Consider the following 12,122-nt stretch of genomic DNA (forward strand, 5'->3'; position numbering starts at 1 on the left):
CGCGGCAGCCGGCGCGAGGTCCTGTTGTTGATGGCCGCCGCCGCGGCCTGGACCACATCCTCGCGGGCGCAGAAGCCGTCGATGCCTGTGATCGGCTATCTTTGTCCGGAATCGCCGGAGTTGTTTGGCAGCCGGCTGAACGCTTTCCACCAGGGACTTCGTGAAGCCGGCTTTGTCGAGGGCCGCGATGTTGCGATCGAATATCGATGGGCCAACGGGCAATATGCCCGGTTACCTGCACTGGCCGGCGAATTGATCGCGCGCGACGTCGATGTGGTGGTTGCGCCCGGCGGCGCCCCCGTCGCGCTTGCCGCCAAAGCTGCCGGCGTCACCAAGACAATCGTTTTCGAGATGGGCGGCGACCCCGTTCAGCTGGGTGTGGTGGACAGCCTGTCGCGGCCGGGAGGCAACATCACGGGAATCTCGAGCCTGAGCGTCGACGTGTCGCCGAAGCGGCTCGAGTTGATGCACGAACTTCTGCCGGCGGCGAAAACGTTGGGGGTCGTGACCAATCCGACAAGTCCAACCGCCGGCTCGCAACTGCAGAAGCTTCAGGCCGCTGCCGAAACTTTGGGGGTCCATCTGCAGATATCGAGGGCAAGCAAGGAAGAGGAGTTCGAAGCCGTATTCGCTTCCGTAGCGAGAGAGTCGACCAATGCGCTTGTTTTCACCTCCGATCCCTATTTTGCATTTCGCAGCCGGCGATTGGCCGATCTCGCACTGAAGTATCGTGTTCCCGCAATCACGCAGACCCGGGATTTCCCGACAGCCGGAGGCTTGATGAGCTATGGCGGAGATTTCGTGCAGTCGCATCGACGCGCGGGCGTCTACGCCGGCCGGGTTCTGAAGGGTGAGAAGCCTGCCGATCTTCCGGTCCAGCTGGTCACCAAGGTCGAGTTCGTCATCAACCTGAAGACCGCCAAACTGCTCGGCCACGAGTTCTCTGCTTCAGTCGTCAGCGGCGCAGACGAAGTGATCGAGTGAGTCATTCCTTCATGAGCCTGGTAGTCCGGCCGGCACGGAGTGAGTGGTCCGGCCGGACCGTGGCATCGCGTGCGCTCACGGGCTCAACTGTCGGGCTGTAGAAACGCGCCGTATTGCTTGCTCGTGGCGACCACGGCTGCCGCCTGTCCGATCACACGCATTGCCGCCATCATCGGCCACGGCCCAAGGCTCACCCTGCGAACACCGGCACGGGCGAGCTCGCCGATTTCGGGCACGCCTTGCGTCACCATGATGTTGACGGGCAGCGGCGTCAGTTGAACGAACCTCTCGATCAGTACGAGGTCGGTGAGCCCCGGCACAAAAATTCCATCAGCGCCGGCATCGGCATAGACCTTCGCACGTCGCGCCGCCTCATCCAGACATTGCTCGGGCGAGCCGAACTTCAGCAGAAACGGATCGGTTCGCGCATTGATGAAGAGGTGAACGCCGAGTTTTTGCGCGGCGTCCCGCACCGCTCTGATCTTCGCGGCATGCTGCTCCGGAGCGACGAGCTGCCGCTTTCCGCCAACAAGCCCGTCCTCGATATTGATGCCGATCGCGCCGGCCTTCAGGATCATCGCCGCCGAATGCGCGGCGGCATCCGGCGTGTCGCCATACCCCGCCTCCAGATCGATCGACACCGGAACCGGCACCGACGCGGTCATCCGCGAGACCAAGCCTTCCACGATGTCGAGCGGGGCATTTTCGCCGTCGGCGTAGCCGAGCGCGGATGCGACCGCGCCGCTGCTGGTCGCCACCGCCGGCGAGGCCTTCGCGATCGCCTTGGCGGTGGCGACGTCCCAGGCGTTGAACAGGACGAGCGGATCGCCCTGCTTGTGAAGTCGGTGAAACGCTTCGGCGTAGTGCTGCTGTGTCGTGGCGTCCATTGCGCGCACTCCTGGTCAGAGAATTCGAAGGATGGTGTGGCTGACGCGGCCGCAGGTGGTGGCGTCCGTTCAGTCGGCGGCGTGCGTTGTGAACCAGTCCATGATCAGACCTGTGACCTCGGCCTCGCGCTCGAGATGCGGGAAGTGTCCGACGTCGGGCAGGACGATGCGCCGATGTGGTCCCTTGAAGAGCGGCTCTTCCTTGATCGAATACCGCGCCGTCGGATCGTTGCCGCCATAGATTGTCAGCGTCGGTGTATGCATGTCGTTGACCGGTAGCCGGCCCGCAACTCCCGCATCGACCAGGCCATTGTAGTATTTCAGCGCCGCCTTCATGGTGCCGGGAGAGCTGAGCGTCTCCTTGACCGAGCGGAGATGCTCGTCGTTCTGCAGGGTTGGCGACCACAGCTTCCAAAGGTAGTCGACGAAGGGAAGTCCCTCGATGTTGACCGCCGAGTGAGCGCCAGGCACCGTGAAGAAATAGACATGGAAAACCGATCGAACGGCATCGGGATCGCTCCGGAGGCTTGGGATTGTGATCGGGTGCGCGGTGTTCATGACCACCGCGGCCTTGATCGCCGACGGCGCCGTGGCCAGTGCCTGGAAGGTTGACGTGCCGCCCCAATCCATGCCGACGACGTAGGCCCGTCCGTCGTCGCTCAGCGCCGCGATCAACGCTTCGAGATCCTGGCCCAGCGCGATCGGATCGAAGATGCCGTCGGCGGGAATCTCGGTCGGCGCATAGCCGCGCAGGAACGGCGCGACCGCGCGATAGCCGGCATCCGCGAACACCTGCAGCTGCTTTCGGTACGACCAGGCGTTGTCGGGAAAGCCATGCATGAACATGACGAGCGGTCCGCTGCCTTGTTCGAGATAGGCAAATCGCACGCCGTTGGCCTGCACGTATTTCAGGGCGGGTTCGCTGCCGGCGGCGTCACGCGTTGCCAGTGCGGTGCTTCGGGTCGTCATCGCTGCTCTCCATTTGTGTCGTCGTTGCACTCCCGGGCATATATGTGCGCAGCGCACATATATGGTCAAGTTGTTTTTTGTGCGCAGCGCACATATTATTCCCGGCATGGAACACGGAATCGCCAATCTGCTGGGCGCGCTGTCGCTCGCCGTCATGGATCGGATCGAGCAAGGCGCGCGCGAGGTCGTCGGTCGCGGCGGCGAAACGCCCGCGGCGCTCATCGTCATCGGCTATGGTCAGGGCATGACCAACGACAAGCTGAGGCGGATCCTTGGCCTGTCGCACTCCGGAACGGTCCGCCTGGTGGATCGCCTGGTTTCGGATCGGCTTGTCGAACGCCGGGCCGGCAAGGACGGCCGCGAGGTCGCCTTGCACCTGACGGCATCGGGCGCCGCGTCCCGCAACGAACTGCTGGCGTCGCGGATTTCGGCCGTGACGTCGCTGCTGGACGTACTGTCGGCCGCCGAGAGGAAGCAGCTTGCAACGCTGATCCGCGAGCTGCTGGCGAGGCAGGATACATCCGAAATGGATCGCTTCACGATCTGCCGGATGTGCGACGACCGGGTCTGCACCAATTGCCCGTTGCCGACCAACAAGGGCCAGCACGCGCGCTAGAGAGGTTACTCTGAATCGAGCGGCCAACTCCGCTCACCTCGCCCCGCGTGCGGGGAGAGGTCGGAACGCATCGCTAGATGCGTTCCGGGTGAGGGGGAGTTTCCGCAAACACAGCTATCACCGCTTATGCGGAGAGTGCCCCTCACCCCAACCCTCTCCCCGTAAGAACGGGGAGAGGGAGCGCGGTGCCATCGCGGCCGCTATTCGACCTCATCTCCTCACGCTCCAGCAGCTTGCCGTCAGCGCGCGCTCTTGCCCGCCATGAACACGTACATGTCCCAGAACGTCTCGGGATGATCGACCTCGAAGCGGTGCCACTGATCGAGATTGGTCTCGTCGGCCGCGCCGGGAAACTTCTTGCGGAATCGGTCGAGCACCGCCGGGTCGTCAAACGGCTCGAATCCCCCAAACGTCAGGCCGTGTTCACTGAGGAATGCCGCGATCGCCGGAATCGTCAGGCGGTGTTCCATGACGTTGAACAGCAGATCGCGGCAGCCGCTCATGCTGTAGAAATCCTTGGCGCCGATCAGGGGTTTCCATTTGTCGGCTTCGCGGAAGATGTCCTGCCGGCAACGTCTGATGTCGTCGGCGGTGGCGCGATAATTGCGTGCCGCGATGCGATCGCGGGCCTCGACGATGACGCGGCGCGCCAGATCGCTGTAGAGCCCGATGCGCATCGTGCCGCCCGGCCGCAGCAGCGAGACCAGCACGCGCCAGCCGGCCAAGGGGTCGGCAAGATGATGCAGCACGCCGACCGACTCGATGCTGTCGAAGCTGCGGCCGATCGAGGCCAATTCCAGGATGTCCGCCTGCGCATACTCGATGTTGCGCAAGCCGAGCTCCCGCGTCTTGCGGCGCGCATAGGCGAGGCTGGTCATGCTGATGTCGACGGCGAGCAGGCGGGCGTTGGGATAGACCTGCGCGATCTGGATCGCGTGCGAGCCGGTGCCGCAGCCGGCGATCAGGATATCCCGTTCGGCTCGCTGGTCCGCGGTTGCGACGGTCCGTCCCTGCGCCCGGTCCGCTGCGAAGGCCGTCAGCGGGTTGACGGTCCAGCGCGGATAGGGATTTTCCTCGTATTGGCGCATCACGTCGACCGACACGCTGTTCTTGATCGGTGTGAGCGTCGCAACGGCGCTGCGCTCTTCGATCTCCTCGCGGGGTTCGCGAAGCTGCACCCGCAACAGGCCGGCGACGGCCGCGGGCCAATCCCGGCGCAGCAGCGCGTCCGCCGTCGGCAAGGCATGAAGCGGGAAGTAAGCGGCGACAACGGCGAGCGTGAGCGGCGTGATCGCAGCGCCTGATGCCAGGTCCTGCAGCAACCGGTCGCGCAGCGCGCCCGCGTCTTCGCTCTCCGCCCCGGTCTGCGCATAGACATATTCGTTGATGAAGCATTGCCGGGCGAGCGCGCAGGCAAAGGCTACGATATCGTCGTCGACGTCATCCTGATCCGGCTTGCTCGCGAGCCGCAACAGCTCGGCCCGCGCATATCCGAACAGCACCTCAAGCTGCATGCTCGCCAGCGTCGTCGTTTCCATCGCGCAGCGCAGGAACAGGTCGTTCGCGAGCGGAGCGACACCCTCGCTGCCGAACAATTCGACGCTTGTGACCGGTAGCGGCCACTTGCTTGCAATCCGCCCGACATAGCTGGTGACGGTCGGGCTCTGCAGGATGAAGCCGACCGCCTTCGCGTCCATGCCGAGCGCCAGCGCATTGCTGAAATGCGCGGCCGCCTTGCTGCGATTGCCCAGCGCCTGGTAGGAATTGCCGGCGTTGTAATGGCAGGCGGCATTGACCTCGTCCGAGGCAATCGCCTTGGTGAACATCTTTGCGGCAGCCCGGTGATCGCCGGCAGCCTGCGCCATCAGGCCGAGAAGATTCAGGCTCTGCACATGGGCCGGCTCACGGACGAGAATCTGCCGGCAGATCTCCTGTGCTTCGTTGAAGCGACGCATCCCGTAGAAGCGGCTTGCCTCGGCGGCGAGGCCGCCAATGCTCACACCCGTGGAGCCGAAGGCAGGTACGTTTTTGCTGGACGCGTCCCGTTGCTTCCCGGCCGCACGCCGCTCTTTTCGGTTCATGTTCCGTCAACTGGCCCAAGCTGCGAGACGCGGTGCATCAACCACCACGCCCGGGAAGACATAGGGCCGATCGTCTTTGGGGCCAAGGACAATCTGGCTTCAGCCCGGGATCCGCACCGGCAGGTTCTCGATGCCGCGGACGAAGCTGGAATAGACCCGCTTCGGCTCGCCGACCACCTCGATGCGGTCGAAGCGCTTCAGCATCTCTTCCCAGACGATCCGAAGCTGCAGCTCGGCGAGCCGCATGCCGACGCAGCGGTGGATGCCGAAGCCGAACGACAGGTGGATGCGCGGCCGCGGTCGGTCGATGATGAACTCGTTCGGACGGTCGATCACCTCGTCGTCGCGGTTGCCGGAGACGTACCACATCACGACGCGGTCGCCCTTCCTGATCGTCTTGCCGCCGATCTCGGTGTCCTGAAGCGCGGTGCGCCGCATATGCGCGAGCGGCGTCTGCCAGCGGATCACCTCCGGCACCATGGTGTCGATCAGCGCGGGATTTTCCTTCAGCTTCCTGAACTGGTCGGGGTGCTCGTGCAGCGCCAGCACCGAGCCGCTCATGGTGTTGCGCGTGGTGTCGTTGCCGCCGACGATCAGCAGGATGATGTTGCCCATCAGATTGTCGGGGTCCATGTGCCGCGTGGCGTCGCTATGCGCCATCATCGACAGAAGGTCGTTGCGCGGCGGGGCGTTGACGCGCTCGTTCCAGAGCTTCGAGAAATAGGCGTAGCACTCGTCCATCTCCTGCCGCCGCTCCTCCGGCGAGTTGACGATGCCGCTCTTCGGCAGCGCGGTGGAGACGTCGGACCAGCGCGTCAGCTTGCGCCGCTCCTCCCAGGGGAAGTCGAACAGCGTCGCCAGCATCTGGGTGGTCAATTCGATCGAGACGCGCTCGACGAAGTTGAAGGTCTCGTTGCGCGGCAGATTGTCGAGCACGCTGGCCGAGCGCTGCCGGATCAGCTTTGCCAGCTCGTCGAGATGCGTCGGCGTGAACATCGGCGACACGGTCTTGCGCTGATGAGCGTGCCTCGGCTGGTCCATCGCGATGAAGCTCGGATAGTCGTAGCCGGGCGGCACGTCGCGGATCGAGATGCCGCCGAGCGTGGAGTCCGAGGAGAAGATGCCGTGGCTGGTGTCGACATGCATGATGTCGTTGTACTTCACCACCGACCAGTACGGCTCGATCGGCGCATTGGTGCAGTAGTGCACCGGCTCTTCCTTGCGCAGCCGCTCGAACCACGGCCACAGCGTGTCGTTCTGGAACAGTTTTGGCGCGCCGGGATGAAAGTCCTTGAGCGGTGTCGAATACGCTTCCTCGCGGGCCTGGCGCAGCAACTCGGCCCGGTCGGCACGGATGGCGGTCTGGACGTTCATGTTCCTTGATCCCGGTTGGCTCGCGACGCGTCAGGCGGCGATGCGCACTGGCAGCGTCTCGTAGCCCTTGATGAAGCTGGAATACACCCGCTGCGGCTCCTCCACCACCTCGATGGTGTCGAAGCGCTTGAGGATCTCCTCCCAGATGATCTTGAGCTGCAGCTCGGCAAGCCGCAGGCCGACGCAGCGGTGGATGCCGAAGCCGAACGAGATGTGGGTGCGCGGCCGGGCGCGGTCGATCAGGAACTCGTAAGGCTTCTCGATCGCTTCCTCGTCGCGGTTGCCCGAGACGTACCACATCACTACCTTGTCGCCCTTCTTGATCTGGCGGCCGCGGAACTCGTAGTCGGCGAGCGCGGTGCGCCGCATATGGGCGAGTGGCGTCTGCCAGCGGATCACCTCGGGCACGAAGCTGTCGATCAGCGCCGGATTCTCGCGCAGCTTGCGGTACTGCTCCGGATGCCTGCTCAGCGCATAGATGCTGCCGGACAGCGTGTTGCGCGTGGTGTCGTTGCCGCCGACGATCAGCAGGATCAGATTGCCGAGGAAGTTCTTCGGGTCCATGTTCCGCGTGGCGTCGCTGTGCGCCATCATCGAGAGCAGATCGCTCTTCGGCGGCTGGCTCGCGCGCTCCTTCCACAGCCTTGCGAAATAGCTCGCGCATTCCATCAGTTCGGCTTGCCGCTCGTCTTCGGTGGCGACGAGGCCGCCGGCGCCGGGCAGGGTGGTCGCGACGTCGGACCAGCGCGTCAGCTTGCGGCGGTCTTCCCAGGGAAAGTCGAACAGCACCGCGAGCATCTGGGTCGTCAGTTCGATCGAGACCTTGTCGACCCAGTCGAACACCTCGCCGCGCGGCAGATTGTCGAGGCACTCGGTCGAGCGCTTGCGGATGTTGGTGGCGAGCTCGTCGAGGTGCGTCGGCGTGAACATCGGCGCCACGGTCTTGCGCTGCGCCGAATGGCGCGGCTGGTCCATCGCGATGAAGCTTTCGCGGCGCAGATCCGGCGGCACGTCGCGGATGGTGATGCCGCCGAGCGAGGCGGCCGAGGAGAACACCGAGTGGTTGGTCTCGATGTCCATGATGTCGTTGTAGCGGGTGATCGACCAGTACGGACCGAACATCGAGTCCTTGCAGTAGTGCACCGGATCCTCGCGGCGCAGCCGGTCGAAATACGGCCAGAAGGTATCGGTCTTGAACAGCTCGGGATTGCCGGGATCGTAGTCCGAAAGCGCAAGCGAGTTGGCGCGTTCGCGTGCGGCGTCCAGATTCGTGTTGTCGACGAGATCGATGGTCCCGTGCATGAGCGGCTCCTCAACCGTTTGAGCTGCCGGGGCATGGCCGGCGCGGCATGTTTTACCGAATTACATTCTCATTCCGCGGTTTGCGCAAGGGCTCTCGACGCGCATTTGGCCGCATTGATGTCAGGCCAAAGCGGCCGAATCCGGGCTTTTCCGGTGGGGAACGGGCGCGGCCGCGACCACGCCCGTTTGAAACGGCGTTTGATTTGGCCGGGCGGCGGCGTGCGAAAGGTGCGGGCGCCGTTTATTGACCGCCGGTTTTCTCGCCGGCGGGCTTTTCGCAGGGGTAGGTGTCCTGCATCCCCCACAGCAGCAGGAGAGCGATCACCATCTCACCTTTCGCCGAGCGCTTGTCGGCGGACTTGAGCATGATCTCTTCGGTCTGCTCGCTGCTCAGTGCAAGGTCGTCGGGCATGCAGAACAACAATTGGCCGCCATGCCGTTTCAGCCAGGCATTGGACGCCATCAGGCCACCCCTGACGCCGTCGAGGTACATGTGATTGAAGATGCGGAAATTCTCACTCTTTGGATTGCGATAGGAATCCAGCCGCACGTCGACGGCAGTAGCCGGAGCTGCCGTGAGCGTCAGGAGGCATGCTGACAGGATCCATCTGTTCATCGCTGCGGTTTCCTCGCTTTGCGGCGGCGCCTTCGCCTCGATCGCCTGATCGTTAAGTATGTCATTGCCGCCCGGGGGTTCGACGCCGGCGGTCGATCGAGGACCGCGCGCTTTCCGGCATTGCCGTTAAGGCATGGCCAACCGCATCCCGCCAAAAATCGGCCGGCGATCTCGACCTTGTGTGAAACCTGGATCACACTCGCGACGACAAATCTGTGCTTTTGATACCCAGAGATTGTCCCGCCAGGAGCCATCCCGTGAACGACATGAGCTGGACCCCGCTGGGTCCGCCGCAGCCGCCTCCGCAACCGGCCCCGCCGCCGATGCCGGTGGCGTTTTCAGGGAACCGGAAGGAGTTCTTTCGCCTGGTCGCGCGCGGCGCCGGGCTCGAACTGGTCACGGTCGGCTTCTACCGGTTCTGGCTCACCACCGACATCCGCCGTCATCTGTGGTCGAACAGCCAGATCGATGGCGACGCGCCGGAATATACCGGCCGCGGCAAGGAGCTCCTGATCGGCTTCCTGGTCGCGCTCGCGATCCTGGTGCCGATCTATCTCGGCTATTTCCTGATCGGCGTCGAGGCGGAGCATCTCAAGGCGTTCGCCTCGCTGCCGCTGGTCGCCTTCTTCTATTTGTTCGGCCAGTTCGCGATCTATCGCGCGCGGCGTTACCGCCTGACCCGCACGGTGTGGCGCGGCGTCCGCTTCTGGATGAGCGGCTCGGGTTGGGTCTATGCGCTCAAGGCCTCGCTCTGGGGCGTGCTGGTCGTGATCACGCTCGGCCTCGCGCTGCCGTGGCGCGAGGCGGCGCTCGAACGCTACAAGATGCGGCACTCCTATTACGGCGACCTGCAAGGCTCGTTCGACGGCCGCGGCTGGGAGTTCTTCAAGCGGGGCTGGTGGCTCTGGGTCCTGATGCCGTTCGCGCTCTACAGCACCATCTTCGCCCCGTTCGCCTATGCCGCGTTCAAGGCGGTCGAGTGGCGCTGGTGGCTGTCGGGAATCCGCTTCGGCGAAGTGAGGCTGGAATCCACCCTCCGCCGCGGCGCGCTGATCGGCCTGTACTGGAAGGTGATCGGCTGGGTCGTGCTGCTCGGCGTGGTGTTCGCGGCCTATCTCGCGCTCTGCACCTTGCTGGTCGCCAGCATGGACGGCTCCTCGATCGCGGACTTCTTCAGGACCGAGGCGTTCGCCAAGAGCATTCCGTTGATCGTGCTGCTCGGCATCGGCTATCTCGCCTTCGCGCTGGCGCTGAACGTGGTGTTGCGCGTCTATCTGATGCGCGATCTCTGGGTCCGGGTGCTGTCCTCGACCATCGTGCACAACATCCAGGCGGCGGCCAACGTCACCGCGCGCGGCGAGCTCGCCAATGCGCTCGGCGAAGGCTTTGCCGACGGCCTCGACGTCGGGGGCTTCTAGCTCCATGGAATCCGATTCCAGCGAGACAAACTCCGCGGCGCTGCCTAATCCCGGCGGCGTCTTCTTCGACGGCCTGTCGAACCGGCGGCGCATCGTCGCACTCAGACTGTCCGACGCACTGGAGATCCGCGAAGACGGCGCGCTGCTCGCGCGGTGGGCGTTTCACGACATCCGCCGCGCCGACAGCCCGTCCGGCCTGTTGCGGCTGAGCTGCCTGACCGCACCGCCTCTGGCGCGGCTCGACATCCGCGACGCCGGGCTGATCGCCGCGCTCGTCGCGCGCTGCGACACGCTCGAGGAGGGACTACCGAACCGCAGGGGCGTCGCCGCGATCGTCGGCTGGTCGCTCGCGGCCGCGGTGTCGATCGTGCTGGTGGTGCTGTTCGGCGTGCCGCTCGCCGCCGAGCGGCTGACGCCGCTGGTGCCCGACTCGTTCGAGCGTCGCATCGGCGATGTCGCGGAGGCGCAGGTCAAGGTGCTGTTCGACGGCAAGCCGTGCAGCAATCCGGCCGGCCAGGCGGCGTTCGCGAAGCTGGTCGGCAAGTTGCGGCAGTCCGCAGGCTTCGATACGTCGGTGCAGTCGGGCGTGCTGGCGACGTCGGTGCCGAACGCCTTCGCGCTGCCGGGCGGCAAGGTCTATCTGTTCGACGGGCTGTTGGAGAAGGCCGAGAACCCCGACGAGATCGCCGGCGTGCTGGCGCATGAGCTCGGCCATCTCCGGCATCGCGACAGCATGCGCGAATTGATCCACAACGGCGGCACCTCGTTCCTGATCGGGCTGTTGTTCGGCGACGTCACCGGCTCCGGCGCGCTGATCTTCGCCTCGCGCTCGCTGGTGACGTCGTCCTATTCGCGCGACGCCGAGACCAACGCCGACAGCTTCGCGATCGAGACCATGCACAAGCTCGGCCGTCCGGCCAAGCCGATGGGCGAGCTGATGTTCCGCGTCACCGGCAAGGAGGGCGGCAAGGGGCTCTCGCTCGTCTCCAGCCATCCCTTGACCGAGGACCGCCTCGCGCGCATGGACAAGGCCGATGCCGCCAGCCGGCCCGACGGTCCGCCGCTGTTGTCGTCCGCCGAATGGCAGGCGCTGAAGGGCATCTGCGCGGCGGGCAAGGGCAAGGTGTGACGCAGGGGGATTTCGAGACTGGAGCAGGCTAGCGCGACATTTTGACGGAATTGACCTGGGTGGATGCAGACTGCTCATGGTCTCCGAGCCCGCACGCGCCCGGAGGATTTGCCGTCTTGACCATCGAAAGCGACGCCCGCTTCTGGGACCAGGCTGCACGCAAATATGCCGCGCGGCCGATCGCAGCGCCGGCCGAATATGAGCGCACGCTGGACCGCACCCGCGCACTGTTGAAATCCGGCGATCGTGTGCTGGAGCTCGGTTGCGGGACCGGCACCACGGCGCTCCGGCTCGCGGGCGACGTCGAGAGCTATCTCGCCACCGACATTTCGGCGGAGATGATTGCGATCGCCAATGAGAAGCACGCGAAGACGCCGATCCGGGGTCTGACGTTCCGGGTCGCGACTGCCGATACCACTGCTGGACCATTCGACGCCATCCTGGGCTTCAACTACCTCCATCTGGTTCGGGACCTGCACGGCACTCTCTGCCGGATTCACGCGCTGCTGGTGGCGGATGGCGTTTTCATTTCCAAGACGCCCTGTGTTGGCGAGATGAACCCGCTGGTCCGGCTTGTGCTGCCGGCGATGCGCGCGATCGGAATGGCGCCCCATGCCGGCGTGTTCACGTCCGAGAGACTGCGCGAGTTCTTGAATGCCGGCGGGTTCGAGATTGTTGCCGCAGAGAACCATGCAACGAAGGGCGACGATCATCGCCCCTACATCGTGGCGCGCAAGAGGTGACGT

Annotated in this window: 11 protein-coding genes; 5 read left to right on the forward strand and 6 right to left on the reverse strand. The window is 64.7% G+C overall.

The features are described 5' to 3' along the window. Positions 1-30: 30 nt before the first annotated feature. The gene (locus QA635_RS11610) at positions 31-984 is read left to right on the forward strand and encodes an ABC transporter substrate-binding protein (protein WP_283069040.1); all 954 of its coding nucleotides are present in this window, start codon (positions 31-33) and stop codon (positions 982-984) included. An 83-nt stretch (positions 985-1,067) separates the two neighbouring features. Here the strand turns inward: QA635_RS11610 and QA635_RS11615 are convergent, their stop codons facing one another. Then, the gene (locus tag QA635_RS11615) at positions 1,068-1,871 is read right to left on the reverse strand and encodes an isocitrate lyase/PEP mutase family protein (protein WP_283069041.1); all 804 of its coding nucleotides are present in this window, start codon (positions 1,869-1,871) and stop codon (positions 1,068-1,070) included. 69 nt (positions 1,872-1,940) lie between these two features. Further along, the gene (locus QA635_RS11620) at positions 1,941-2,840 is read right to left on the reverse strand and encodes an alpha/beta fold hydrolase (RefSeq protein ID WP_283069042.1); all 900 of its coding nucleotides are present in this window, start codon (positions 2,838-2,840) and stop codon (positions 1,941-1,943) included. Between QA635_RS11620 and QA635_RS11625 the strand changes: the two genes are divergently transcribed. Next, the gene (locus tag QA635_RS11625) at positions 2,824-3,456 is read left to right on the forward strand and encodes a MarR family winged helix-turn-helix transcriptional regulator (protein WP_283069044.1); all 633 of its coding nucleotides are present in this window, start codon (positions 2,824-2,826) and stop codon (positions 3,454-3,456) included. The two genes, QA635_RS11620 and QA635_RS11625, sit on opposite strands and share 17 nt — an antisense overlap. 239 nt (positions 3,457-3,695) lie before the next feature. Here the strand turns inward: QA635_RS11625 and QA635_RS11630 are convergent, their stop codons facing one another. The 4 genes from QA635_RS11630 to QA635_RS11645 form a co-directional block, all read right to left on the reverse strand. Beyond that, positions 3,696-5,456 carry a class I SAM-dependent methyltransferase gene (locus QA635_RS11630; protein WP_283069046.1) on the reverse strand — a complete coding sequence of 587 codons (1,761 nt, stop codon included), beginning with the start codon at positions 5,454-5,456 and terminating at the stop codon, positions 3,696-3,698. Positions 5,457-5,636: 180 nt separating this feature from the next. Beyond that, a complete protein-coding gene (locus QA635_RS11635) occupies positions 5,637-6,911 on the reverse strand; it encodes a cytochrome P450 (protein WP_157347120.1) in 1,275 nt (424 codons plus the stop codon). A 30-nt stretch (positions 6,912-6,941) separates the two neighbouring features. Further along, entirely contained in the window at positions 6,942-8,213 is a 1,272-nt protein-coding gene (locus QA635_RS11640) for a cytochrome P450 (RefSeq protein WP_225648144.1), read from the reverse strand. Between the two features lie 241 nt (positions 8,214-8,454). After that, the gene (locus tag QA635_RS11645; RefSeq protein WP_283069051.1) at positions 8,455-8,829 is read right to left on the reverse strand and encodes a Rap1a family protein; all 375 of its coding nucleotides are present in this window, start codon (positions 8,827-8,829) and stop codon (positions 8,455-8,457) included. 266 nt (positions 8,830-9,095) lie between these two features. On the opposite strand from QA635_RS11645, the gene QA635_RS11650 reads away from it, so the two are divergent. The 3 genes from QA635_RS11650 (at position 9,096) to QA635_RS11660 (ending at position 12,119) form a co-directional block, all read left to right on the forward strand. After that, entirely contained in the window at positions 9,096-10,247 is a 1,152-nt protein-coding gene (locus QA635_RS11650) for a DUF898 family protein (RefSeq protein WP_283071605.1), read from the forward strand. A 4-nt stretch (positions 10,248-10,251) separates the two neighbouring features. Beyond that, entirely contained in the window at positions 10,252-11,376 is a 1,125-nt protein-coding gene (locus QA635_RS11655) for a M48 family metallopeptidase (RefSeq protein ID WP_283069053.1), read from the forward strand. 116 nt (positions 11,377-11,492) lie between these two features. Beyond that, positions 11,493-12,119: a class I SAM-dependent methyltransferase gene (locus QA635_RS11660; RefSeq protein WP_283069055.1), complete on the forward strand. Its 627-nt coding sequence runs from the start codon at positions 11,493-11,495 to the stop codon at positions 12,117-12,119. Positions 12,120-12,122 lie beyond the last annotated feature (3 nt).

Origin of the sequence: Bradyrhizobium brasilense (assembly GCF_029714345.1) — a bacterium.
Lineage (GTDB): Bacteria > Pseudomonadota > Alphaproteobacteria > Rhizobiales > Xanthobacteraceae > Bradyrhizobium > Bradyrhizobium australafricanum.

Coding starts and splice junctions, on each gene's coding strand:
- QA635_RS11610 (WP_283069040.1), top strand. CDS start 31: ATGGCCGCCGCCGCGGCCTGGACCACATCCTCGCGGGCGCAGAAGCCG.
- QA635_RS11640 (WP_225648144.1), bottom strand. CDS start 8,213: ATGCACGGGACCATCGATCTCGTCGACAACACGAATCTGGACGCCGCA.
- QA635_RS11635 (WP_157347120.1), bottom strand. CDS start 6,911: ATGAACGTCCAGACCGCCATCCGTGCCGACCGGGCCGAGTTGCTGCGC.
- QA635_RS11620 (WP_283069042.1), bottom strand. CDS start 2,840: ATGACGACCCGAAGCACCGCACTGGCAACGCGTGACGCCGCCGGCAGC.
- QA635_RS11650 (WP_283071605.1), top strand. CDS start 9,096: ATGAGCTGGACCCCGCTGGGTCCGCCGCAGCCGCCTCCGCAACCGGCC.
- QA635_RS11615 (WP_283069041.1), bottom strand. CDS start 1,871: ATGGACGCCACGACACAGCAGCACTACGCCGAAGCGTTTCACCGACTT.
- QA635_RS11655 (WP_283069053.1), top strand. CDS start 10,252: ATGGAATCCGATTCCAGCGAGACAAACTCCGCGGCGCTGCCTAATCCC.
- QA635_RS11645 (WP_283069051.1), bottom strand. CDS start 8,829: ATGAACAGATGGATCCTGTCAGCATGCCTCCTGACGCTCACGGCAGCT.